This is a genomic window from Spirulina subsalsa CS-330 (assembly GCF_028330765.1).
Taxonomy (GTDB): Bacteria; Cyanobacteriota; Cyanobacteriia; order Cyanobacteriales; family Spirulinaceae; genus Spirulina; species Spirulina subsalsa_A.
Genome location: NZ_JAQMTY010000240.1, coordinates 1 through 24932, shown reverse-complemented (window position 1 = coordinate 24932; position 24932 = coordinate 1). Strand labels below are relative to the sequence as shown.

General features: G+C 53.0%; 21 protein-coding genes and 1 pseudogene. 21 read left to right on the top strand and 1 reads right to left on the bottom strand.

What is annotated here, in order from left to right; translation table 11 throughout:
• Positions 1–26 precede the first annotated feature (26 nt).
• From PN477_RS16770 to PN477_RS16680, 20 genes and pseudogenes are all read left to right on the top strand, one after another.
• Positions 27–806, top strand: coding sequence for a metallophosphoesterase family protein (locus PN477_RS16770; protein ID WP_272117235.1), 780 nt, complete (start codon positions 27–29; stop codon positions 804–806).
• A 368-nt stretch (positions 807–1174) separates the two neighbouring features.
• Complete coding sequence (locus PN477_RS16765; protein ID WP_272117233.1) at positions 1175–3127, top strand: hypothetical protein; 1953 nt, start codon at positions 1175–1177, stop codon at positions 3125–3127.
• 38 nt (positions 3128–3165) lie between these two features.
• Positions 3166–3414: a hypothetical protein gene (locus tag PN477_RS16760; protein ID WP_272117231.1), complete on the top strand. Its 249-nt coding sequence runs from the start codon at positions 3166–3168 to the stop codon at positions 3412–3414.
• Entirely contained in the window at positions 3404–3985 is a 582-nt protein-coding gene (locus tag PN477_RS16755) for a Pvc16 family protein (protein WP_272117229.1), read from the top strand. The genes PN477_RS16760 and PN477_RS16755 overlap by 11 nt, the downstream gene beginning before the upstream one ends.
• A gap of 25 nt (positions 3986–4010) precedes the next feature.
• Positions 4011–4922: a peptidase associated/transthyretin-like domain-containing protein gene (locus PN477_RS16750; RefSeq protein ID WP_272147475.1), complete on the top strand. Its 912-nt coding sequence runs from the start codon at positions 4011–4013 to the stop codon at positions 4920–4922.
• A gap of 56 nt (positions 4923–4978) precedes the next feature.
• Complete coding sequence (locus PN477_RS16745; protein ID WP_272117224.1) at positions 4979–6271, top strand: phage tail sheath family protein; 1293 nt, start codon at positions 4979–4981, stop codon at positions 6269–6271.
• A 161-nt stretch (positions 6272–6432) separates the two neighbouring features.
• Positions 6433–7452 carry a phage tail sheath family protein gene (locus PN477_RS16740; RefSeq protein ID WP_272117222.1) on the top strand — a complete coding sequence of 340 codons (1020 nt, stop codon included), beginning with the start codon at positions 6433–6435 and terminating at the stop codon, positions 7450–7452.
• Positions 7453–7497: 45 nt separating this feature from the next.
• Positions 7498–7938, top strand: a complete 441-nt coding sequence (locus PN477_RS16735) for a phage tail protein (RefSeq protein ID WP_272117220.1) — start codon at positions 7498–7500, stop codon at positions 7936–7938.
• 11 nt (positions 7939–7949) lie between these two features.
• Positions 7950–8312 (top strand): phage tail assembly protein, encoded by a 363-nt coding sequence (locus PN477_RS16730; protein ID WP_272117218.1) that lies wholly within the window; start codon positions 7950–7952, stop codon positions 8310–8312.
• A gap of 17 nt (positions 8313–8329) precedes the next feature.
• Positions 8330–8485, top strand: a pseudogene (locus PN477_RS20760) (DUF6760 family protein); the annotation flags it as partial.
• Positions 8486–8538: 53 nt separating this feature from the next.
• Positions 8539–9021, top strand: coding sequence for a phage tail protein (locus tag PN477_RS16725; protein WP_272117215.1), 483 nt, complete (start codon positions 8539–8541; stop codon positions 9019–9021).
• A gap of 21 nt (positions 9022–9042) precedes the next feature.
• Complete coding sequence (locus PN477_RS16720; RefSeq protein ID WP_272147473.1) at positions 9043–13194, top strand: hypothetical protein; 4152 nt, start codon at positions 9043–9045, stop codon at positions 13192–13194.
• Positions 13185–13835: a CIS tube protein gene (locus PN477_RS16715; RefSeq protein WP_272117210.1), complete on the top strand. Its 651-nt coding sequence runs from the start codon at positions 13185–13187 to the stop codon at positions 13833–13835. Before PN477_RS16720 ends, PN477_RS16715 begins: the two co-directional genes overlap by 10 nt.
• A gap of 3 nt (positions 13836–13838) precedes the next feature.
• A complete protein-coding gene (locus tag PN477_RS16710; protein ID WP_272117207.1) occupies positions 13839–14906 on the top strand; it encodes a phage late control D family protein in 1068 nt (355 codons plus the stop codon).
• Positions 14903–15610 carry a phage baseplate assembly protein V gene (locus PN477_RS16705; protein ID WP_272117205.1) on the top strand — a complete coding sequence of 236 codons (708 nt, stop codon included), beginning with the start codon at positions 14903–14905 and terminating at the stop codon, positions 15608–15610. Before PN477_RS16710 ends, PN477_RS16705 begins: the two co-directional genes overlap by 4 nt.
• Entirely contained in the window at positions 15610–15996 is a 387-nt protein-coding gene (locus tag PN477_RS16700; protein ID WP_272117202.1) for a GPW/gp25 family protein, read from the top strand. The genes PN477_RS16705 and PN477_RS16700 overlap by 1 nt, the downstream gene beginning before the upstream one ends.
• Positions 15997–15999: 3 nt before the next feature.
• Entirely contained in the window at positions 16000–19620 is a 3621-nt protein-coding gene (locus PN477_RS16695; RefSeq protein WP_272117200.1) for a baseplate J/gp47 family protein, read from the top strand.
• A 3-nt stretch (positions 19621–19623) separates the two neighbouring features.
• Entirely contained in the window at positions 19624–20622 is a 999-nt protein-coding gene (locus PN477_RS16690; RefSeq protein WP_272117198.1) for a baseplate J/gp47 family protein, read from the top strand.
• The gene (locus tag PN477_RS16685; RefSeq protein ID WP_272117196.1) at positions 20601–22490 is read left to right on the top strand and encodes a phage tail protein; all 1890 of its coding nucleotides are present in this window, start codon (positions 20601–20603) and stop codon (positions 22488–22490) included. The genes PN477_RS16690 and PN477_RS16685 overlap by 22 nt, the downstream gene beginning before the upstream one ends.
• 135 nt (positions 22491–22625) lie before the next feature.
• A complete protein-coding gene (locus PN477_RS16680) occupies positions 22626–23054 on the top strand; it encodes a hypothetical protein (protein ID WP_272117194.1) in 429 nt (142 codons plus the stop codon).
• A 449-nt stretch (positions 23055–23503) separates the two neighbouring features.
• Here the strand turns inward: PN477_RS16680 and PN477_RS16675 are convergent, their stop codons facing one another.
• Entirely contained in the window at positions 23504–23731 is a 228-nt protein-coding gene (locus PN477_RS16675) for a hypothetical protein (RefSeq protein WP_272117192.1), read from the bottom strand.
• On the opposite strand from PN477_RS16675, the gene PN477_RS16670 reads away from it, so the two are divergent.
• Positions 23730–24932: eCIS core domain-containing protein (locus PN477_RS16670; protein ID WP_272147471.1), on the top strand; the 1203-nt coding region annotated here is incomplete at its 3' end. The genes PN477_RS16675 and PN477_RS16670 overlap by 2 nt on opposite strands.

Genomic DNA, 24932 nt, shown 5'->3' with positions numbered 1-24932 from the left:
TTCCTTGCCCCATCGCTCGAAAATCTATGACCTTTCATCGCCCCAGTTCTGAATCCGAATCCCAACAGCGTCGCATCTTTATCGGAGATGTCCATGGCCATTACGATGCACTGATGATCCTGTTGGAGGCGATCGCGCCTAGCCGCACGGATCAGGTGTATTTTGTGGGGGATTTGGTGGATCGGGGCCCGAAAAGTGCCCAGGTGGTGGAATTTGTGAAATCCAACCGCTATCACTGCCTCTTGGGGAATCATGAACAAATGCTCCTCGACGTGATCGATTCACGGGGCAACCCCGAACATTGCCGCCAAGCCTGGCTCTACAGTGGCGGCAACATGACCCTAAACAGCTACGGCTCCAAAGGTGTCCTACCGGAGCATATTGAGTGGATGCGATCGCTCCCCACCCACCTCGACCTCGGCGATGTGTGGCTCGTCCATGCCGGCGTAGACCCTCGCATCCCCATCGAAAAACACACCGCCGAGCAATTCTGCTGGATTCGCGACGAATTCCACAGCAGCAAAGAACCCTTCTTTAAAAACAAACTGATCATCACCGGCCACACGATCACCTTCACCCTCCCCGGTGTGATGCCCGGCAAACTCGCCCAAGGCCCCGGCTGGCTTGACATCGACACCGGAGCCTATCATCGGCAAAGCGGCTGGCTCACCGGTCTCGACCTCACCCGGCAGCGCGTCTACCAAGTCAACGCCCGCCAACACCGCCTCCGCACCCTCGACCTCGCCGAAGCCGTCACCACCATCAACCCCAACCGCATCTTCCCCCGCCGGATGATGATGCGTTGAGCGATCGCCCCAGAGCAATAGACCTCAAACCGGGTCACATTGATTAATTAAACTCTGGTTGTAGAATAAATAAACGATACATTTTGATATATCTTGATACATATTTTGATGTATTTTGATGCAATTAGGTTAGAGTCTTTGCAGCACAAGAATGCCTTTACAGTACCCCATTCTATGGGAGTTACTACCCGCTACAAACTGAACAAAAGACAAAAGAATGTTGTCAGTTAAATTTTTTCATGGAAGTTTATATCGTGTTTTCACGACATAAGTTCATCGATCGTCATAAAATTTAATAATTTATTTTTAATAAACAAAAAAGTGGTGTGATATTGTTCAGCTTAAGGCAATCGAATAATTCAAATCCTATGCCATCACAACAAGATTGGGTGAATTTCGCCCTACAACGCCCTAATTATTTTCCGGGCCAGTATTTACTTGATGAAGATTTTGAATTGGCCCATCGCTATTTGAGCGATCGCCAGCGTTACGTTAACAGTCGTCTCCATTTGGCGGGGATTGTTGAGGGTCTGGAGGTGGAAGCGATCGCAGGCCAGCCGGAGGTCGTCATCAAGTCCGGAACCGCGATCGACGGGGAAGGCAATTTGGTGATTTTGCCGGAGGATGTAACTCGCAAGATCAATGGTTTAGGCTGGCTCTGTTTGCGCTATCACCAAGAACCTAAAATTCTTCAACAACCAGAAATTCCCGATAGTTTCACCCGCTTTGAAGAAGCCCCCCTCCTGACCCTCGAAGCCATTCACACCGACGATGCCCAAACGATCACCCTGGCAAAGGTGAGCCTTGTCGAGGGTCAAGTGGTCATTGATTCTACGGTGCGGCAATATTCCGGGGTGCGGCTACCGAGTGCGACTCAGGATATTACGCTGCGGAGTAATGGTCAGGATCTCAATATTCAAGGCAACTTAACGATCGCCGGAGCATTACAGTTAGGAGAAACTCTGATTGAGGGTGTTTCCCAAAGTATTCCAGCCATCGATCGCCCGAATGTGATCCCCTCGGAAAAAGCGGTTAAAGACCATATCCGTGCTGCCCTCGCTGACAAAGGGGAAACACCCGCTGGCGAAAAACCGACGATTCGCCTTGATGAAAAAGATGGTAAACGGGTGGGCTGGAAAGTCGAAGGCTCAGGCGACGAAAATGATCCGACGGCGCTATTACGGTTAATTGCGTCAGAGGATGGGGAAGAAAAACTGTGCGTCACCGTTGAACGGGAAACAGGCACGGTTACAGTTCACGAAACGCTGCGAGTGCAACATTTTGAATTGATCAACCCGATGCGTCATCGAATGTATCCCAATGATGCGATCGTCTATCAAGATGTGTTTGACGCAGAAGCAGCCGGAGCAATTGAAAATTGGAAACTCACCAACAATTACGAACGACGGCACACCGCGAAGAATCCTTGGTATCAGCGTGCGATGATCAAGTATGGATATGGGAAAGAGGATGAAGGCGGAGCATTAGTAACGCTGCCCTCTGGATATGACACCGTTTGGGTTCGTAATGGTAACACGTTAACCGACTGGCATGTGATTAAAGCGGAATTTTCCGAAAGTGGAAAATTGTTCCGCAGTTTAGGCAGTTGGGCGGCGGGAAAACGGGGTTCTAACCACTATTGTCCGGATGGTTCATTGAGTGATGCTTCAACATTTCTGCACCAATGGTTGCCAATTCCGGTTGGGGCATCTGGGAAGGTTTCCCTTGTGCATAAAAGGGACACCGATAAGGAGTTTTGGGTCTCTGGGGTGGGGTTTAGTAAAAATCCCTGGGCCCATGCGGCGCAATCTGCCCTTGGCTACCATTGGCAGGTGAATGGTGGAGATTTTGTCAATTGGGAGAGAGATGACAATGGAGGGGATGTGTTGGCGTTTATTGATGATCTGACTAATGCTGAATTACGGGTTCCGGTTGTGCCATCAGGACGGGATAAATTGCTCTATTTAATTGAGCATAATGCGGAGTGGAATGGCTGTACGCATACGGGGATTACGATTAAGGTGGATGATAAGGATGTGCCTGTGGAGCGTTTTCTCGCCACCTATGACAATCCGTTTGCTCGCCATTGGAATAGTAAATCTCGTCAGCGTTATATTGCGGCGCGTATTCCTGCGGCACTGATTAATGATGCGCTGCAACAGCCGGAGCCGGGCGATCGCCTGACGCAATATATCAGTATCAAAATTGATACCCGCTTAAATACCCAATTAAGTGATAAAGGGGGCTGGGCAGATTGGCAAGATCGGATTAATTTCCGTGAAATTGGCACTCACGATTTAGAACTGCCCTACTTTGTCTAATTCGCCCATTTCTGTGAACTTGAGTGAGGTTTTAAGCCATGCGTGAGCAACTGCAAAAACGACTTCAAACCCTTAAAACCGAATATGCAGCCGGCCAAAAAGCCCTTGCCAACTTGGATGCTCAACAACTGAGTTTGCGGGAAACCTTACTCCGCATTGGGGGCGCGATCCAGGTGTTAGAAGAGGAGTTAACGGTAGCAGAGCAGCAGGGCGATCGCTCTCCCCCAAACCACAAAACCGCAGAATCGTCCGTTCTCACCCCTGAGGAAAAACCCGATGTTGGATGATCTCGACAGCAGTTTAAAAACCTTCTTGCTCCAAGAACTCCCCGGCCTGCAAAATTCGGGTGAAACCCAGGTCGCCATCAGTTTTGAGCAACCCATCGAAGGTGCGATCCAGCAAAAACCCGCGATCAACCTCTTTCTCTATGATGTGCGGGAAAACCTGGAGCGACGCAACCGCGAATGGCAAATGCAACGACAGGAAAACGGCACAGCGATCAAAATCCAGCCCCCGGCTCGCATTGATTGTTCCTACCTGATTACGGTTTGGGTTAACCAAGACGACCCCCAACAAGAACACCATATTTTGAGTAAATTGATGCGTCTCCTGTTGCGCCATCCAGTGTTACCCAAAGCAATGCTTCAGGGCAGCCTTCAAGATCCCGTTCTTCCCGTCACATTGACGGCTTTGCGATCGGGTTATCTCCAAAGTCCGGGGGAATTCTGGCAAGTGTTGGGCGGTGTGCCCAAAGTCTCGTTGCATTGCACCGCGACGATCGCAGTTCCCCTCACCGAAGACCCCGAAGAAGTTCCCCTCGTCCTCGAACATCGTCCCCAACTTTTGCGCTTGTCGTGACGTTACTCCCCGGAGGATTGTGTCGATGAATTTAACCCTGAACGAACCCACCCAATCCAACCCCCATCGCCGCCGTGTCACATTAGCGGGCTGGGTACAGGATGCCCTCACCCAAGAGCGGTTAGCCGGAGCGATGATCACCATCCGCCAAGCCCCGGATGCCTTTATCCAGAAGCTTTTGACCAAAGTGCGGATCTTGGGTTTGCCGAAGCGCTGGGGGCAGTGGCGATCGCCCCCCCTCGTTCCGTTTTCCACCGCTGGGCCCGCAGTGCTCCAAGACTTTCAAGCCCAGTTACTCAACCCCCAAACCACCAGCACCGTTATTTTACGCCACCTTGATCAAATTATTGCCAGATCAGACCTGAGTAATGCCCATAAATTCTTAGCACTACAATGCTTCTTAGATACTCTATCTATGGAGGATTGGTGCAATCAGAAAATGAACTATGGGCGCAGTCAATCCAGGCATGATGGTTCTTTTTACTTCACAAATTTACCCAGTGGTTTCTATCAACTGGAAGCCTCTTTACCTCGGGCCGGTTTACGCTATGGTCAAAGCCGATTTGAAGCAGAATTAAAAGATGGATATTTCACCCGTGACCCGCCAACAAAATCCATTTTTTCTGATATACTCAAGCTCAAGATTGAACTCCCACCCACCACAATTTTTGGTCAGGTGATCGATGCTAAAAATCAAGAGCCGCTTGAGATGGCAACAGTACGATGTGTTGAGCATCAAGCTCAAACCTTAACATCTCGTAATTTAGATCATAATCAAGCAGAAAAATGGAACTATCGACTTGTAGGGGTTGAACCATTTTCACCCGCAGTAACGTTGATAATTTCCGCGTCAGGATATGCGCCACAGCACCAGCGAGTTGTTTTGCAACCTGGAGAGTCAAAACAGTGTGATATTCAACTCGTTGCACAGGTCTAAACCTTAAGGGTGTCTACTTAATGAATAATTTTCTCTCACTATAAGGAATAAGGAGAATGCCTACTTATTTATCACCGGGTGTTTACGTCGAAGAAATTCGATCAGGACTCGCCCCCATTGCAGGAGTTGGCACGAGCACGGCTGGCTTCATCGGAATTATTTCCCTCGCTAAGGGTTCAGCCCCAAAAGTTAAACCCACCGCCGCCGCCGGGGAAGGGACAACAGACACCTCGACCCCTGTGGACAGTCTGGCCAAAAAAGGGAATTTTGCCCCCGACAATGATTACTACACCGTTGTCACAGTCGATCAAAAAACCACCGAAGAGGCGGTAACTACCACCCAATCTGTGACAGCAGGGGAAGTGAAGCTTTGTACAAACTTTGGCGAGTTTAAAAGCTTTTTCGGTGATTTCTCAAATAACCCAGGTCAAAACACGTTAGCCCATGCGGTTTATGGTTTTTTCCGCAATGGGGGAACCCGTTGCTTCGTGGTCTGGGTGACAGCAGAAAAAGATATTGATGCCGCCCTAGAGGCGTTTGAAGCCATTGATGAAATTGCAGTGGTGGCTGCACCAGGGGTGACGACAAAAGCAACCTTGGCAAAATTAGATATTCATTGCCGTTTACTGGGCGATCGCTTTGCCGTTCTTGACACCCCAGAAGAGATTGCCCTCGGTGAACTGGAACCGGGTACGGACAAAATTCTCGGCAACTCCGACTACGCTGCCCTGTACTTCCCCTGGATTCAAGTCTTTGATCCGATCAGTAATGACTTAAAGTTTGTACCACCGAGCGGCCATGTGGCTGGCATTTATGCCCGTGTGGACAATCTGCGGGGCGTTCATAAAGCACCAGCCAATGAACCCGTTTTAGGCGCGATGGGTTTGAAACAAGCGGTTAGCAAAGTCAAACAAGAACCCCTCAACCAAGTGGGGATTAATTGCATCCGCAACCTCAACGGCAATATCCGCATCTGGGGCGCACGTACCTTAGGGGCAGGTAAAGACAATCCTGACTTTAAATACATCAATATTCGTCGCCAATTTAACTATCTGCGCGAGTCGATTGATGAGGGAACCCAATGGGTTGTGTTTGAACCCAATACCCCGGAACTTTGGGCGCGAATTCGGCGCAATATTACGGCATTTTTGACCAATGAATGGCGTAAAGGTGCTCTTTTTGGCACAACCACTCAAGAGGCGTTTTACGTCAAATGTGATGCCGAAACCAACCCGATGGATGTTCGCAAACTGGGTCAAGTGATTACCGAAATTGGTGTTTCTGTGATTGAACCCGCTGAATTTGTGATCTTCCGCATCACCCAAATTGTGACGGAAAACCAACCGTAACGTTCAAAATTCCCTTAGCCCCGATCTGAGTTGTGAGACCCTTTGATTCTGCTCCATTGACTGCCCCTGGCGTATCGCTCCGAGCCTTACGTCAAGTGGCTTGGGACAGCGTGAACACAGGTGTTCCTGTGTTTTTGGGTGTCACTCCGGGGGAAGGGGAGGTGTCTAGCGTCCCTCAACTGCTCACCCTCTGGCCGGAGTTTCTGCGGCAGTTTAGGGGGGCGAGCCGTTTTTTGACCGAGGCGGTACAGGGCTTTTTTGCCAATGGTGGGGAGCGGTGCTATGTGCTGCTGCTGCCGACGGCTGACCCGTCAGAATCCCCGCTCACGATCGCTAGCCTCCATCACGGCTTACAGATCATCGAATCCTTAGAGGAGATTGATCTCGTCTGTGTGCCTGATATTATGCAGACGCGATCGCTCACCGCCATCCTCAATCTGCAAGCCATGGTGTTAGAGCATTGTGACCAACTGGGCGATCGCTTTGCCATTTTGGATAGCTGCAACACGGCGGATCTCGCCGTACTGAACCAGCAGCGTCAACAATTGGTGGGTCATAACGGCGCGATCTATGCCCCCTGGGTGATTGTCGAATCCAGCCCCGACCCCATTCCCGCCTGTGGTCACATTGCTGGGGTCTACGCCCGCAACGACCGCGAAGTAGGCGTTCACCGTGCCCCAGCCAACTACATCCTCGAAGGCGTACTTGACCTCAGCCTCTCCCTCTGTGATCAAGATTGGGAAACCCTCAACGTCAAAGCCGGCCCCGGCGTGAACTGTATCCGCAGCTTCCGCAGCCGAGGGATTCGGGTCTGGGGCGCACGCACCACCAGCACCGTCCCTGGTTGGCACTATGTGGGGGTGCGACGGCTGATCATCACCATGCTGCGCTGGGCTGACCACAACTTAGCGGGGCTTGTGTTTGAACCGAACGATTCTGCCCTGTGGATTACCCTTGCCCGCGAACTCACGGTTTACTGTGAAACCCTGTGGCACCAAGGCGCACTCCAGGGAGCAGACCCAGAAGCCGCCTTTTACGTCAAATGTGACGCAGAAACCAACCCTCGTTCCAGTCGGAACCTGGGTCAAGTGGTGGCAGAAGTGGGCATTGCCCCCACAACACCAGCGGAGTTTATTGTGATTTCGCTCGTTCATAACAGCAACGGCGTAACGTTTGCCTAGTGTTTTTGTTCATCGTTTTAGTCAGTTTAAGGAGACCTAAAATCCATGCCTAATATTAAAGACACCCATGATCCCTATAACGGTTATAACTTTTGGGTGGAATGGGACGGCATTGTCCATGCAGGCTTCCGAGAATGTAGCGGTTTGACCAGCACCCGTGAAGCCGGACTCTATCGAGAAGGAACCGATAAAAATCTTGCCCAACGCCAACTGCCGGGCCTGAATAGTCATGGCAACATCAGCCTTCAGCGCGGCATGACAGACAATAATGAACTCTGGGAATGGCTGGAGACAATGCTCGGAGGTGAGACTGAACGGCGAAATGTTTCGATCATTTTGGCCGACGATAAAGGGGAAGAATTAATTCGCTGGAACCTCGAAAATTGCTGGCCCACCAATTGGAACGGCCCTGAATTCAATGCAACCGCCAGTGATGTGGCGATTGAATCATTGGAATTGGTTCATGAAGGTGTGACGATTGGTTAACGGAGCAAGTCATGCACCAAACTGAATTTCCCTTTACACTCCCCCATGGTTATCTTGATGCGGAAGGGATTTTGCATCGTGAAGGAGTCATGCGGCTCTCGCGGGCGAGTGATGAAATTACGCCGTTACGCGATCCGAGGGTACAGCGAAATTCAGGCTATCTCGTGATTATTCTCCTCGCGAGGGTGATCACGAGATTGGGCACAATCGACCAACTCAATACCAAAATTATTGAGGAGTTGTTTTCCGGTGATTTAGCCTACCTCCAAGATTTTTATCAACGCATTAACCAAAATGGTCATACCCGGTTTCGGGTTGCTTGCCCTCACTGTAATGGTGAGTTTGAAGTGGAGACCGCGCCGGTGGGGGAGTAGCCTGCTACCCCCACAAGCGTTTACTTGAGGAGGTAGCTTACCTGTCTTATCACTTTCATTGGTCCTATGGAAATGTGATGGAGATGGAACATTGGGAGCGGCAACAATGGGTTGAACAAGTGGCTCAGATTAATCAAAAAATTAACCAAGATTCCGGGAAAAAACGATTTTGAAGGCAAGACAGTTTCAGGTTTGCTGTGAATTAACTGATTGAATCAAGATAGCTATGGCTAAATCTCAAAAAAAAGGCGGCAATGATCAAGAAAAATCCCGTGATCCCTATATGCCCTTTAACTTTATCGTTGAGATTAAAGGGATAACGGTGGGGGGGTTTTCTGAGGTGCAGGGCTTGAGCAGCAGAATAGAGCTAGAAGAATATGTGGAGGGGGGCATGAACCATCGGGTTCACCGCTTTCCTACATATGTGGATTCTCCGAATTTAGTCTTAGTTCGTGGTTTGGCGGAGCGGGATGATTTATGGAAGTGGTATCAAGATGTAACCCGTGGCAAGGTGGAGCTTAAAAACGCCACGATTATTCTCAAAGATAGTCAACAGTCGGATGCGATCGCTTGGCGCATTTCTAAGGCCTATCCGGTGGCTTGGGAAGGGCCACAATTAAATGCAAGTACGGGCACAGAGGTCGCATTTGAGCGAATGGAGTTGGTGCATCGCGGGATTTATGAACAAAAAGTTCAGAAGAATAATTAATCTCATTGAGTCTGGACAATCGTGATGGATCTTGACCCCAAACTGGTACAGCGGCTAACACGACCCATCCACCAACCCGGTGTGACGAATCATCGGATGGCGGATCGGTTGATTGATCGTGCCGAGCGTTTGGTGAATCGGTTGCCCTTGCTGGATCAACAGTTGGCGCGGTGGTCAGCGATCGCCGATCTCGAAACCGAAGATATCCCCATTGTCTATGCTCAAGTCAACGAGGCGGATCAGTCAGCCGCCGATGATGGGCCGCAAGCTCAACCCCAGCGAGTCCAAGGCAAGGATCAGACGGATACAGGGGAGGGTGATTTGCCCATTGCCGTTGCCACACCCATGCAACCCTCGATCCCGCCGGATCTGTCTCGCGTTGAGCCGTCCCAAGCTCCGCAACGCGGAACCGATACGGGGAACCTGGGGAACCTCACGCCACCTCTACCGCCCAACCCAGAGACATTGCCCACTGCTCAGGATCAGGGGAAACTGTCGCAATCTTCCCCTGCACCGGATCGAGGGTCAGTGCCGCCCGAATCGATAACGGCTCCGGTGTCACCCCAGGCGATCGCGCCTGAACCCCCACCGCATTCGCCCACCCTGGGCCCGATGCCCGTTGTTGAGTCTTTCCCGCCGTCCGATTCCTCAGCTCCGATGGGTGAAGCGATCGCCCCCCTCGGTTCACCCACAAGCCAGACCACAGATGTAATTCAAGCCAAGCTAGAGACCGGAGCCACCCAAGTCCAGCCGCTGGATGTGGGAGCAGATCGCAACACGATCGCCCCCGTTCAGGCTACTGAATCGCTACCATCCGCCACGGTTTCCCCCATTGATCCACCGGAAACATCCACCACCCAAAATCCGGCGTTTGATCCCAAGGTGATGCAGGCTGCATTGAGCTTGGATCATCCCAACAGCGCCCCCTCTCGTGGTGATCTACCGCTGGCCCAAATGCCACCCGCCATTAGTGACAATGAACCAATGCGTTCTGGGTTAGAGCGTCAAAGCGTCCCTAAGATCTCCAAAAGTAAGGCGCATCGTTCACCCAAAAAGTCACCCCGTCAAGCCCCTAGCCCAGCGCAATCTTCCCCGCCTGAAGTCCTGACGGCTCTCCTCAGTCCCGATCCTGCATCTCCCGCGTCAAAGTCCATGCCCTTGGTGCAACCATCCGCTAGTTCGGAACCGTCCGCCATGCAAGGCAAAAAGCAAGCGAGGGTCAAGGGTGATCCGGTGCGATCGCCCGCTAGTTTAGAACCATCCGCCCCGATGGGTGGAGCGATCGCCTCCCTCGGTTCGCCCACAAGCCAGACCACAGATGTAATTCAAGCCAAGCTAGAGACTGGATCGCCCCAAGTCCAGCCGCTGGATGTTGTTGGCGCAGATCGCAACAATATCGCCCCCGCTCCGGTTGCTGAATCGCTGCAAGCCCCCACGGTTTCCCCCATTGATCCACCGGAAACATCCATCCGCAAAAACCCGGCGTTTGATCCCAAGGTGATGCAGGCTGCGTTGAGCTTGGATCATCCAGAACCTGCCCTGACACAAGTTCTTGCGGTGTCCAATGAATCGGGGGTCAAAGCGTTGAGCTTGGATCATCCAAAACCTGACCTAACAGGGGATACGCTACCGCTGGCCCAAATGCCAACCGCCATCAGTGACAATGAACCAGAGCATTCCAAATTAGAGCGTCAAAGCGTCCCTAAGATCTCCAAAAAGGGCGCTCGTTCACCCAAAAAGTCACCCCGTCAAGCCCCTAGCCCAGCGCAATCTTCCCCGCCTGAAGCCCTGACGACTCCCCTCAGTCCCGATCCTGCATCTCCCGCGTCAGAGTCCATGCCCTTGGTGCAACCATCCGCGAGTTCAGAACCATCCGCCCCGATGGGTGGAGCGATCGCCCCCCTTGGCACGCCCACAAGCCAGACCAGAGATGTAATTCAAGCCAAGCTAGAGACCGGAGTCACCCAAGTCCAGCCGCTGGATGTGGGAGCAGATCGCAACACGATCGCCCCCGTCCAGGCTACTGAATCGCTATCATCCGCCACGGTTTCCCCCATTGATCCACCGGAAACATCCACCACCCAAAATCCGGCGTTTGATCCCAAGGTGATGCAGGCTGCGTTGAGCTTGGATCATCCCAACAGCGCCCCCTCTCGTGGTGATCTACCGCTGGCCCAAATGCCACCCGCCATTAGTGACAATGAACCGGGGCGTTCTGGGTTAGAGCGTCAAAGTGTCCCTAAGATCTCCAAAAAGGGCGCTCGTTCACCCAAAAAGTCACCCCGTCAAGCCCCTAGCCCAGCGCAATCTGCCCCGCCTGAAGCCCTGACAACTCCCCTCAGTCCTGATTCTGCATCTCCCGCGTCAGAGTCCATGCCATTGGTGCAACCATCCGCTAGTTCGGAACCATCCGCCCCGATGGGTGGTGCGATCGCAGACATCCGCCCATCCGTTCGCAACACATCAACCGGAATAGACACCCCAACAGAGAAAGGCAAACGCGCAATCCAGGCCCTGAATGTTGGTGAAGCCCAGAGTACGCCATCACTCCACCCCCCAAACACACCAGACTCTCAACCCCAAACCGCCGCCTTACCCACGATTCAGACCCATGCTTCAACTGAGGGGATCATTCAAGCCAAGTTTGCAACGGGTGCAGCCGTTCCGGTGATTGCCCCATCCGAGGGGTCAGGAATCGGCCCCAATCCATCGGGATTCACGCCCCTCAATTTTGCCGCCTCGAACGCGATCGCTGACCCCCTCACCACTGGGCCGGTGGGGATGACCTCGCCAGATCTCCCCCCCCCAACAGCGCTATTGCTCCCGGCTGTCACCGCTGTTCCTCCATCGGCCTCTACCCCACCGCTCCACAGATTGTTTAACCCCCTGAATGCTCTAACCAGCCTTGGGAGTGAGTTACCCACCCCACCCAAGGCGCTGGAAACGGTTGTTCCTCTGGGCGGCGGCGATCGCAGATATCCCCAAGATCAGCCGATTTTCCTGGGCTTAAACCGGCTTGAGGGGGATCAATCCGATGGAGCGAAACCGTCAGGGGCGATCGCCGTACCGAACCGGGCTACAATCTCACCTCAAGCCTTAGCAACCCCTTCAGAACAGGGACAGGATTTTACTTTCGTTCTGCCGAATGAGTCTGAAACAGCAAAGATGCCCCAAACAGCGGCAACGCCCAAGGTGCAAACATCAAGGGATGCTAACCATCCTGGGTCAAGGGCGCAAGCGGTGGAAATCTCTCAACCCATCCCCCCCCTGGTCAATGCAGAGATAGGCAGAAACACCAGCCCAGAGCTGGTGGTAACGACCTCCCTAGCGGCAAACCCGACGGCAGCATCAGCCACGCCAGCGTTACCGAGGGCGATCGCTCAACCCCTTCCACCACAGACGAATCCAGCCAGCAACGAGCAACAGGGCTTAGAGCTATTGTCCCGTCATGTTGAGCGATCGTCCAATACCCCCACGGCCCAAGGGATAACAGCCCAAGCTCAACCCTCAAAAGCAGCATCTCCGCAGCGAGAACAAGCATCTCCCAAGATCACCAACAAGTCAAAACGGATACCGCAACCCGTGGTCAGACCCCAAGGGCAGAAACCCCAAAAAGTCGCAACCCAGGGACTAACCTCCCCCATTTCCCCTGGCCAGAAGACAGCGGTGTTACCCCTTCAACCCTCAGAAACCCGATCGCGATATCCCTCCGGCAGGCCTACGCCAACGCCCCAACCCCAAATCATAGGTAACCCCCAGAGCAACCCAACAGTGACGGCGACCCCACCGATGGCCCCCTTACCCACCGTCCAGGCGCAAACAGAATTTAACCCGCAAAACCTGGAGCCGCTGGTGTTGTCCCGTCCGCTGGTGCGATCGCACCGCACCGCCGTCAGTCAGGAGATCCATGCACAGCCCCGTAGCCAGACCCCCAGCAGTCCCGTGGTCGTCAGTCCAGCCCTGCCCAACCCACCCCCAGCGATCGCATCCCCCGGCCAGCAAAGCAGTTCCACCGCAGGGCAACGGCTGAAATCCACCACACCCCAAGTGGCAAAGCAGACAACCCCGGCAGCCGTCAACATCGATGATCTCGTCGCCAAAGTGGAGCGGAAAGTGTTGAAACGATTAGTTGTAGAACGTGAACGACGAGGAGGACAACGGCAATGGCGCTAGAAAAACTCAAAATCAAAGCCGAAAAAGACAACGAAGGCGACTTTGCCGAAGAAATCGAGGTGCTTTTCAACCCCAACCAGGTCACGATTAACAAAACCGGGTGGTCTCTCAATCAAGACGGTTATCCCAATGCCTCCGAAGAGTTGGCAAGCCTGAGCATCACCCTGTTTTTTGACACCACCCTGAGCGGCGATCCACCGGACAACGTCCAGCAACATACCAAAAAAATCTTTAACCTTACCCATCCGAAGATCGGGAAAAGTGAAAAGCGGCCGCCCCGCTGCAAACTGGTGTGGGGCAAAATTGGCGGCAAAAGTAATATTCTGCTCCCCGATGGGTTTCTCGAAAGCATCACCAAAACCCTGACCCACTTTTGGGAAGACGGCACACCGGTTCGCGCCACCCTTGACTGCACCTTCCGGGAATGGGCCGATCCCGAAAAACGCAAAAAGGCCGAAAACCTGATTGACGACCCGGTGCGCATTGTCAAGCGGGGCGAAACCCTGAGCAGCATTGCCCAGGAAGAATTCGGTGATCCGGCGTTGTGGCGAATCATTGCCGATGAAAATCGGCTCTACAATCCGCGCCAAATCACCCCCGGATTGGTGCTCACCATTCCACCCTTACCGATTTTGAGTTGAGAAATGGCAGATTATTCCGGCGTTGAAACCCTCACACCCAATATCAAAGTCAGCATTGGCGGGAAGAAGCTCCCGAAGGGTGCAGATGAAGATTTGATCTCGGTACAGGTGTTTGAAGACATCGAAGCACCGAGTATGTTCACCTTAGAATTTATGACCTGGGATTTACAGAAAGGCAAGTTTACTTGGGTTGATGATAGTTCCTTTGATGTGGGGGAGGAAGTCGAAATTCAAATGGGGTATGTCAACAAACTTAAGACTGTAATTTTTGGTGAAATTACGGGTTTAGAGCCGGAATTTCGGCAGGGTGAACGGCCGCGTTTTATTGTGCGGGGCCATGATTTACGCCATCGTTTATTACGAGGGTCGAATAGTAAATCCTTTACCAAAATGAAGGATAGTGACATTTTTAGTAAAATTGCCCGGGCGCGTGGCCTCACACCGAACACGAAAGATAGTGAAGTCAAACATGACTATGTGATTCAGCATAATCAAACGGATTGGGAGTTTCTCAGTAGTCGGGCTGAACGGATGGGCTATGAAATTACGATTGAGAAAAAAAATATTTATTTCCAACCACCTCAAAATGATCAGCAGAAAGTATTGACATTAAAATTTAAAGAGAATTTAAGCGAGTTTATGCCCCGTTTAAGTAGTATGAACCAAGTCCAAAAGGTGGAGGTGCGCGGTTGGTTGCCCGATGATAAAAAAGAGGTGCTTGGCAAGGCAGCAGCGGGGAAAGAGGGGAGCAAAATGGGGGGCAAAACGACGGGGCCGAAGGCGGTTAAAACCTTCGGAGATTCCATCACCACGATTGTCACTCAGCCCGTGGTGACGAAGGCAGAGGCGGATCAAATTGCCTTGGGTCAGTTTAAGGATATGGCGATCGCCTACATCACCGCCGAAGGCACTTGCCCCGGTCTGCCAACGCTTCGGGTTGCCAAAGTGATCGAGGTCAAAGGCGTGGGCAAACGTTTTAGTGGTGACTATTACGTCACCGCGACGGAACATCATTATTCCCAAAAATTCGGTTATACCACTCTATTCACGGCGCGGAGAACTGCTTTATGATCGGATTCGATTTACTGATGCCCAATGATCCTGCCGCCCGTTTTTATGGCGTGACGATCGCGGTGGTGACGAATGTTGAAGATGACGATAACTTAGGACGGGTTAAGGTAAAATTCCCCTGGCTCACGGATGATGATGAAAGTCCGTGGGCGCGGGTGGTGACTCCGATGGCGGGGGACGATCGCGGTTTCTATTTTCTGCCGGAAGTGGATGATGAGGTGCTCGTCGCCTTTGAACATGGTGATATGGCTTTCCCCTATATTTTAGGGAGTTTGTGGAACGGCAAAGATAAACCCCCGGAAAAAAATGATGATGGGGAAAATAATAAACGTCTAATTAAATCCCGCAGTGGTCACATGATTGTCTTCGACGATACCGAAGATAAAGAGCAACTGATCATTCAAGATAAAAGCGGCAAGAATAAAATCACGATTGATTGTGAAAATGACGCGATGACGATTGAGGTGGAAAAAGATTTCACCATCGAAGCGAAAGGCAAAGTGACGATTAAAAGTAAAGATGATGATATGTTGCTTGAATGTAAAAATTTGGAGATTAAAACCCAAAGTGATTGCAAAATTAATGCCGGTGCGAACTGCAATATTCAGGCCAAAACGAAGGGGGAATTTAAGGCTCAATCTGGCTTAGAACTGAACTGTTCAGCAGGGGTTAAGGTTAATAATGGTGCGTTGGAGGTAATGTAGTGGATATTGATTTTCTGGGTGTAGGTTGGACGCTGCCGGTTCAATTGCAAGGGGAACCCCAAATCGCCACCGCCAAATATGAGCAAGCCGTCCGCCAGTCCATTTGGGCGATTCTCAGTACAGCGAGGGGGGAACGGGTAATGCGACCGGATTTTGGCTGTCGCATCCATGATCAGGTGTTTGCGCCGAATACGGCGGGGACGGTGGGGCAAATTATCAGCGATGTGGAATCAGCCCTTTTGGATTGGGAACCCCGGATTGATGTCCTGGACATTGAGCCAGTGGAAGCACCGGGACAACCCAACCTGTTACAGATCTCGATTAACTATCGGGTACGGACGACGAACAACGCCTTTAACCTTGTCTATCCCTTCTACTTACAGTAAACAATGTCTTCCCAGCCGCCTAAACTTGACCAACGTAGCTATGCAGAACTTGTCCAGCAGACCCAGGCCCTAGCGGAGTCCTATACGCCTTGGCGTGCCGCTCCCAATTCTGGGGATGTGGGTTTGGCCTTGGTGCGGATTTTTGGGCGGATGGCGAGTCTGGTACAGGAGCGTTTGAATCAAGTTCCGGAGCGAAATCGGCTGGCGTTTATGAATTTGGTGGGGACGCAACTGACTCCACCCCAAGCAGCGCGATCGCCCCTCACCTTTGAACTAGCAGCAGGGAGTCCAGTGGATGCCCTCGTCCCGGCGTTGACCCAGATCGCAGCGCCGCCGCCGGAGGGGGAAGAGGCGGAGGTAATTTTTGAAACCGAGCGGGAATTGTTGGTGACGGCAACGCAAGTGAAGGCGATGTTTGTGATCGAAGATCGGGACTATTACAGCGATAGGTGCGCCAACGTTTTCCCTGACGCAGTGCCGCCCGCCTTTGAAGTGCTGAAGGGCGATCGCCCCGTTGAACATTACCTATATCTCCACGGGGCAGAGGTGTTTGACCTGCCCCAACTCACCACCGTCCAGTTCGCGATCGCCGCCGATTCCCCCGCCAGTGCGACCCAACTGGCATCCCGTTTTCTCGATTGGCAGGCTTGGGACGGGAAACAGTGGCAAGTTCTGCCTGAGGTTGCGGTAGAAACCGAAGCCGCCCAGGTCTTGATCACCCTCACCCAACTCCCCAAGCTCAAAGACCTTGAGGTGAATGGCTGCCCCGGAAAATGGCTCCGGATCACCCTCTATCCCCATCGGCGCGAAGCGTTGCCTGAAATTTTGCAAATTTTGGTGAGTGCCAGCGTTGACCAGACCCAAACGCCCCAGGACTGTCTGTTTAACAACATCACCCTCGATCTGAGTAAAGATTTTTACCCCTTGGGGACAGCACCGGACTATAACGATACGTTTCAAGTTGCCCTTGATCCGCGTTTGATTCAGCCGGGGGTGGCGATCGCGATCAACGCCACCCTCAGCCATGCCCCTAGCCATACCGACGATCTTCAGTTGGAGTGGGATGTGGGGGATGGCCAAACTTGGACGGCAATTTCTCCCGACCCCGACCCCGCCCAATTCCATTGGCTGCGGAACTCGGAACCCCCGCAATTTGTGACAGGGCGAACCCAAGGCACTTTCCGCTTTCCTGACCCCCTCCCGCCCCAGGGTCCCTATGCCACAGAGCCGACCTATTGGCTGCGGGCGCGGCTGGTGCAAGGCCGCTACGGTAGCCGGGGCCGGGTGCGCCATTACGTCACCTACAACGAGATCACCTTGCTGGCAGCGGCCAGCGCCGCCGGGCAAACGGCAATAGTCGTGGATAGTGCCGACGAAATCCAGATAGGGGACACAATTCGGCTTCAGGATAGTCGCGATCTGCTCATCCGGGAAGATCTGGAGGTGACGGACATTTCTCCCGATGAGAACCGCATCACAGTCAACCGGGCCACGCGCCAAGCCTATAGCATTGGGAGCCGGGTCTTGGGAAAATTCACCATTGCCGAACCTAGCCCGGATGTGGTCGATCCGCCCTGTTTGGCCGCCCTGACCGTCACCTATCAGTTCTTTCTAGAACAGCCCGCCGTCGCCCTGGCCTACAACGACTTTACCTATGGAGCAGGGAGTCCCCTCGAAGCCTTTCTCCATCGTCCAGTGCGGGCGGGCGATCGCCGGATTCAGCTTGAAGAGGTGAACGGGTTGTCCCTTGGGGAATTCCTGCGGTTTGCCGATGGGTCGGGGGAACTGGGGCAAATTGAACTGATTGATCCCGCATCCCGTTGGGTCGTGTTCACCGCACCATTGACAGCAGATCACAAAACCGGAGTCAAACTGACCAGGGCCTTTTATCCCCTCACGCCACCCCTGCACCGGGATTCCGCCTTTTACCTCGGCTTTAACCAAGCCTTTCCCAACCGTCCCAGTACCCTCTATTTACAAGTCCAGTCTCCCGAACCGGACGAAGTGGCTCCCGGCACTCATCGCAGCATTGGGGATGGTCGTCGGTTGGTGTGGGAATATCCCACGCCGGAGGGATGGCGATCGCTGACGGTGCGCGATGAAACCGCCGCCATCACTGAGAAGGGCCTCGTTCAGTTCATTGGCCCCACAGACTGGATCGCTTCCCCCCACTTTGGGCAGCAGCAGTATTGGCTCCGGGTACGGCAACAGCCCAACACCGATGCCGATATCCCCTTAGTTTTGATTGACCTTTGGCATTGGGCGATTCGCGTTGAAGAATTTCGGCTCTATGGTTTGATGCGCTATCTGTTTGGGAAAGTCCGTGATTCCGCCGATCTCACCGTTCCCCCGCGCCTGATCAACGCCCGCACTAATACAACTTGGGCACGACAGGCGATTACCCTCAATGCCGAGATTCTGGGGTCGAGTCAATTTGAACCGGGCCAGGTCGTCACCACAAGCCAAGCGCCGATCCTCGCGGGACAAACGCTAGACATTGAGGAAGGCCGTTTCCCCTCGGAGGCAGAACAGCAGCAACTCCGGCAGCAGTGGGGGACAGAGGCCATTACCCCCGTCTACGATGAAACGGGAGAACTCGAAGCGGTATGGGTGCGCTGGCAGGAAGTGCCGGATTTCTATAGCTCGGCGGCGGGCGACCGCCATTACACCCTCGATGTTGCTACGCAAGGGCAAGCCCAACGCCAGCGGGGACGGATTCAATTTGGCAATGGCCAGGCGGGGATGATTCCGCCACGGGGTCGCAATAATATCCGCTTGAGCTATCGCACCGGGGGCGGCGATCGCGGCAACCAACCGGCCCAGACCATCGTTGAACTCAAAACCACAATCCCCTACGTGGCCGGGGTGATCAACTGGGAAGCTGCCGCAGGAGGCAATGATCAAGAATCCCTCGCCCGTTTGAAAGTGCGATCGCCCCAACGGCTACGCCACCGCGATCGCGCCGTCACCGCCCAAGACTTTGCCGATCTCGCCTACGATGCCGCCGTCGAAGTGGCACGGGTGCAGGTGATCACGCCGGAAATGCTCGCCCCTAACTTTAATCCGTTGCTGGAAGAACTGTGGGTCGAACCCGATCGCCCCCAGGGGCCCGCTTCCTCATCAGTACCGGGTAATGAAATTGATGTTTTTGACCACGAAAACGAGATTCGAGCCGGGCGCGTGCGACTGATCATCGTGCCCCAAAGCAATGCCCCACAACCCCTGCCTACACTCGCCCTCCTCAACCAAGTGGAGCAATTTCTCCGAGCGCGGTTTGTGCCCACGATGCGCCTACAGGTCTGTGGGCCGAAATGGCAGGCGATCGGGGTCACGGTGGACATTGTTCCCGTCAGCATCACCAATGCGGGCACAGTCAAAGCCGCAGTGGAGGCGAAACTCCAGGAGTTTTTGCATCCCCTCACAGGCGGGCGGCAGGGCCAGGGCTGGGATTTTGGACGCATCCCCCATCGCTCGGATCTGTTTGCCGCCCTCGAAGCCGTGCCGGGAGTGAGCTATGTCAGCAGCCTGGAGATCGACCCAGCCAACCGACCCATTGATCGCCAAACCCTGATCTATTCCGGTACGCACCGCATTACCCTCACACTTCCTGAAGCCACCCCCTAAACCATGCCCATTCCTTTACCCGACCTCGACGATCGCACCTACGCTGATTTGGTGGTAGATGCGATCGCCCAAATTCCCATCGAAGCCCCCGAATGGACAGACCACAACCCCGCCGACACCGGGATCATCCTCATTGAACTCCTGGCCTGGCTCACGGAAATGGTGCTCTACCGAGTCAATCAAGTGCCGGAACAAAACCAAGCCCAATTTTTAAGCCTCCTCAAAGGTCAGCCCTGGGTCTTGCCCCCCGACCTCAGCCCCGCCCAGCAATTCACCCTCGTTCAAACCGAAATCCAAACCACCCTTGCTGACCTGCGACGACCCTATCGCGCCGTCACCAATCCCGATTTTGAGCAACTCATTCTCTCCGATTGGGCGAAAACCCAATATGCCCAGCGCGAATTTGGCGCAGCCGGTGCGATCGCACGGGTCAACTGCCTACCCGAACGCGACCTAGAAAACGCCGATATTAATCAACCCATTGAAGCCCATATCAGCCTCGTCATTCTGCCCCGCCATCCTCTGACCGATGCAGCGGAGGGGAAGCGTCTGCGTCAGGATCTCAAACGCTTCCTAGACCAACGCCGTTTGATTACCACTCGGCTCCATGTGGTAGAACCCAGTTTCGTCACCATGACCCTAGCCGCCACCCTCTACCTTCAGGACAGTGCCAAACCCCCCGATGTCCGCCGCGAGGCCGAGCGTCAGATTCACGCTTTTTTTGCCCCCTTGGATTCTGAGGAATTTTGGCAAGGTCAAGGCTATCCCTTTGGCGCGGATATTTATCTGTCGGAGCTTTATCAACTCCTCGATGACCTGCCCGGTGTTGACCATGTAGAAGATATTGAACTGACGGGAGTAGACCCGATGCGGCAACAGTTTAACGATCACGGTCAATTGGTGGGTCTGATGCTCCAAGCCCACGAACTGGTACAGATTCAGATCGCCGCCTTACCCACCCTGCAACGTTTTGGAGACCAATGGCAACCCAACACCCCCTAAGCCACTATCTTGATTATCTTCCCGCCTATCTCCAGACCGATCCGTTTTTGGGGCGATTCTTACTCGCCTTTGAGCAGGTGCTCACGGGTGTGCCTGACCATGAACCCCAACCCTTTCAGCCCCAAATCATCACCCGTGAGTCGGGGGCGAATTATGGCTTAGAAACGATCATCGGGCAGATCCATACCTATCTTGACCCCCAACAGACCCCGGCGGAATTTTTGCCCTGGCTGGCGGGTTGGATTGCGTTGAGTTTGCGGGAGGATTGGGATGAGGCGGTGAAGCGGCAATTTATTAGCCAGATGGTGCCGTTGTATCGCATTCGCGGTACGGTGCGGGGGCTGAAAAAAATGCTTTCGATTTATCTGGAACATTCGGGGTTGAGCTATCCCGATCGCACGATTTCCGTTATTGAATTCGACAATCGCCCCCATTATTTTCAGGTGCAATTAGTCTTACCCAGCAATCAGGTTTTACAGCCCGATCGCTACTGGCGAGAATGCCGCGCCGCCCAGGCGATTATCAACGAAGAGAAACCCGCCCATACCTTCTATGCCCTGCGGATTCTCACCCTGACGATGCACATCAGCAAAACCTGGGGGGGCTGCTATCCGTTGACGATGTTTGATCAACCGCCGCAGCAGATTGTGTCGGTGGAAGCCCGTGTCACCCTAGATGAATCTTTTGATCCTCGGCTGGCCGAGCAAATTTTAATCCGGATTCAGGGTAAAACGTCAGTTCTTGAGCCGCAGGGGAGCCAATTGGGGCCGGTGGTGCGCCAGACGGTGTTTTATGAAAAACTTTTGGAAAATCCCACGGGGTTCTTTGTGGCGTTGGCGAATTTGAGTCATGAAACCCTCTCCGGAACCCTCAGCGTCACGCTGCACTTTAACCTCAACCAGCAGCCATTTACCGCCCCTGTGTTCGATGCACCCTTTACCCTCCAGCCTAACCTCCGGATTTATCGCCCCCTCAACCGCCTCACCGCGATGCCCGGCAATACCCGCCTCAACCCTGAAGGCAGTCAAGGCTTCCGGCTCCAGTCTGCGCCCCCCCTCGAACTTCATCGCGCCCAGATCAGCCCCATCGACGGCAATACGCGCCTTGGCCCGGCGATCGGTAACACGATGCGCCTAGTTCACGATGCCCGCCTCCGCATCTACCAGCCCCGCCCCCGACCCGACCAAATGCAGGGCAATACCCGCCTTGGTTTTGAGGTGGGCCAGGGCTTCCGACTCCCCAGGAATGCCGACGCACAGCCGCTTCAGGTCTGTATTCCCAACAGTGAATACAAGATCGGCAACACGCGCCTCGGCCCTGCGATCGGTCATACGATGCGCCTGGTGACGACCTCCCAATGGGAAGAAACACTCTATAACTTCCACCTGTTTAATGTCCCTGCCAAGCGGCGCATTGAAATCGAAGCATTAGTAGAAGTGGATGGGGCTGATCCGATCGCAACCCGCCAGATCAGCCATCTGCTCATTCTCCGAATGCAGTCCCAAACCTCGAAATTCCGACCCTTTACCCCAGAACTGGAATTTTTCTCCTGGGGGATGCGGGCGACCCACCATCTGCCTTACCAACGCTTTCTTGACAATTCCCGTGGCTTTTTCGTCGTCCTCGATAATCTCAACGATTGCGCAGTGACGGGACGGGTCACAATCAAGCTCAATTTTACCCTCAATACAAAGCCGCTATCCTTGGTGATTGTGGCTGAGGATTTTGCCTTGAATTCCCGCGATCATGCCCTCGAAATTTGCCAATCCCAGGGCGATGGTATGGTGACGGGGAATACCATTCTCGGACGTTTAACACCCTATATGTTAGCGGCGATGACCCCTCAAGAGGAGGTGTGGATTGAATAGTTTGATCTTAATCGTTTTAGGACTGGGTATAGCGGTTTTCATAAACTTGAGGTACAAAGATCCCCCTCAATCCCCCTTAAAAAGGGGAAAGTGGCGTTCTCATACTTTCGCAATCCGCTATAAATTGGAGGTTCAATGGCAGATTTTATTTTGACAACAGGGGATTTAGCAATGTTTAATCCGACGTTTGGATCGGCGATCGTGACGGTCATTCCGGGTAATTTAACGGGAACGGGGAAAGGTATGATTAATAAAAAAATGGTCTGTGTCGATGGAGATGAAAAAACCGTCATGGTTCCCGGTTGTCCCTACATCACAGCTTCTCACCCTATTCCGGGTGTGGGAATGCTGAGCATTGCCTCGTTGGGGGCGGATCAAAAAGCGAAACGCACAAAGTCCAATAATAAGCCCGTATTACTCAAAGGCAGCACATTCACAGCGAAATTTCAGGTGATGGCTCCCGCTCAACAACCCACACCCGCCGGGCCGATTCCTGATCCTGCGCCTCAATATTCCGGAACGGGTACATTTATCACAACAAATATGCGCGTTAAGGGGACATAATGGGTAAAGAATTTCAATGATCATTCGGTAAAATCTGATCACACTGTATAGATCATTGGGCATTATTTAAGGGTGCATCCCACTTTTGCAGATTCCCATGGCTCGCCAGGGATCACCCTCATCCCCAGCCCTTCTCCCGCAGGAGAAAGGAGCCAAAAGCCCTCTCCTGAGGGAGAGGGTTGGGTGAGGGATTGCATAACTGGGATGCACTCTTATTTAAGGATTTCGTGGGATTAAAGGTTATCGGCACAGAGGTATAGGGTCATTATGGTTTATTCACGGAAAAATAAAGCCAAGCAGACCACAGCAATGGTGAGTCAGTCGCCGATTATTGCTGTGCAGCGTTCTGCTGTGCCGCTGGATACGCCAGAGTTCGCCCTTGGCAATCAGGCTCTGGGTCATCTCCTCAAAGCCCAGGAGCCGTCGAAGGGGTCGGGTCTGCTATCTCGTTATCTTGCGCCAAACGGTGCAGCCCCCGGTCGCCCCGTATTCCGGGGGCTGTCCCAGGAATTCCCGGTACAGGCGAAGTTGACTTTAACGAAAGCAGGCGATCGCCATGAGCACGAAGCCGATCGCGTGGCGGCGCGAGTGGTGCAGCGACTCCAGGCCCCCGCCGCTAGTTCTCTTGGATCGGGCGGTTCAGCAGTGATGCCGAAGGTGCTCTCCTCGCCGAGCATGGTTCCGGGAGGTGCGATCGCGCCGCCCCTCGAAACCGCGATTAAGCAGCAACAGGGTAAAGGCGACCCCATCGCTGAAGATATTCGTGAACCCCTTGAACAGGCTTTTGGTGTGGATTTTAGCAGCGTCAGAATTCACACTGATGGACAGTCCGATCAGCTAAACCGTTCAATTTCAGCCCTAGCATTCACCACTGGAAAAGATATCTTTTTTAAGCAGGGTACATATCAACCCAGAAGTTCTAAAGGCCAAGCCCTGCTCGCCCACGAATTAACCCATGTGGTGCAGCAAAATCAACCCCTCAAAACGTTACAGCGAAAGGTAGACAGTCCTCAAAAAACAGAACCTACACAGAAGTTAGAGACCATCGATTTACTGCCAGAACTTTCGCGGGAAATTCAAGCATTTGCTCCCAATTGGTTCGACTCTAATCCAAGTGAAATTGAACTGTGTTCTTGGTTCAAAGTGGTCAAGCCAAGTATCAAGGTTCAACAGGATTCTAATAACCGCAACTTAGATATCCAAGGAGGGATTGAACTCAATCTTGGCACTGATGCGATCGCTGTTCAGCCCAAAGGCACTTTAAAACTGAGCTATAAGAGTCAAACAAAGCAGTGGGATTACAAGAGTGAAAATATCGGCATCAGTGCCACTATTGCGGATATTCTCAAGTTCGATGCCCAAAATATTACCTACGATCGCGCTCAAAAATCGTTCAACATTGCGAAAGCCGGAATCACAATTCCCAATCTCAACAACGCAGAAGCATCCGTTACAAAAGCCAAGATTGATGCTCAGGGGCTGACCTGGGAAAAAGTCAATCTAAATGCCAAAGATATCTCCTTAGGGAGCTATGCAACGATCAATAATGCTAGTGCTGAAATTGCTGGGGCAGCCGCACATTACAAATCACAATTCAAAGGTGATTTTGATGTGACATTGGGTTCATCTGACCTGGTTCAAGTTCAAGGTAATGGCCAGCTTACGATTGACTATGACAACGGTGTATGGAGTTGTCCGCAAAATAATGTAACGTTGAGCGGTGCGATCGCCAACATTCTCAAGTTCAACGCCAGCAATATTCACTACGACCATAAAGCCAACATCGTCACAATTCAGCAAGCAGCAGTCAGCATTCCCAACGGTGATAAAAAACAACCTGATTACTTCAAAGCTGATGTCACCGAAGCCAAGATTGAC

Coding starts and splice junctions, on each gene's coding strand:
- PN477_RS16770 (WP_272117235.1), top strand. CDS start 27: ATGACCTTTCATCGCCCCAGTTCTGAATCCGAATCCCAACAGCGTCGC.
- PN477_RS16765 (WP_272117233.1), top strand. CDS start 1,175: ATGCCATCACAACAAGATTGGGTGAATTTCGCCCTACAACGCCCTAAT.
- PN477_RS16760 (WP_272117231.1), top strand. CDS start 3,166: ATGCGTGAGCAACTGCAAAAACGACTTCAAACCCTTAAAACCGAATAT.
- PN477_RS16755 (WP_272117229.1), top strand. CDS start 3,404: ATGTTGGATGATCTCGACAGCAGTTTAAAAACCTTCTTGCTCCAAGAA.
- PN477_RS16750 (WP_272147475.1), top strand. CDS start 4,011: ATGAATTTAACCCTGAACGAACCCACCCAATCCAACCCCCATCGCCGC.
- PN477_RS16745 (WP_272117224.1), top strand. CDS start 4,979: ATGCCTACTTATTTATCACCGGGTGTTTACGTCGAAGAAATTCGATCA.
- PN477_RS16735 (WP_272117220.1), top strand. CDS start 7,498: ATGCCTAATATTAAAGACACCCATGATCCCTATAACGGTTATAACTTT.
- PN477_RS16730 (WP_272117218.1), top strand. CDS start 7,950: ATGCACCAAACTGAATTTCCCTTTACACTCCCCCATGGTTATCTTGAT.
- PN477_RS16725 (WP_272117215.1), top strand. CDS start 8,539: ATGGCTAAATCTCAAAAAAAAGGCGGCAATGATCAAGAAAAATCCCGT.
- PN477_RS16715 (WP_272117210.1), top strand. CDS start 13,185: ATGGCGCTAGAAAAACTCAAAATCAAAGCCGAAAAAGACAACGAAGGC.
- PN477_RS16710 (WP_272117207.1), top strand. CDS start 13,839: ATGGCAGATTATTCCGGCGTTGAAACCCTCACACCCAATATCAAAGTC.
- PN477_RS16705 (WP_272117205.1), top strand. CDS start 14,903: ATGATCGGATTCGATTTACTGATGCCCAATGATCCTGCCGCCCGTTTT.
- PN477_RS16695 (WP_272117200.1), top strand. CDS start 16,000: ATGTCTTCCCAGCCGCCTAAACTTGACCAACGTAGCTATGCAGAACTT.
- PN477_RS16690 (WP_272117198.1), top strand. CDS start 19,624: ATGCCCATTCCTTTACCCGACCTCGACGATCGCACCTACGCTGATTTG.
- PN477_RS16685 (WP_272117196.1), top strand. CDS start 20,601: ATGGCAACCCAACACCCCCTAAGCCACTATCTTGATTATCTTCCCGCC.
- PN477_RS16680 (WP_272117194.1), top strand. CDS start 22,626: ATGGCAGATTTTATTTTGACAACAGGGGATTTAGCAATGTTTAATCCG.
- PN477_RS16675 (WP_272117192.1), bottom strand. CDS start 23,731: ATGCTCGGCGAGGAGAGCACCTTCGGCATCACTGCTGAACCGCCCGAT.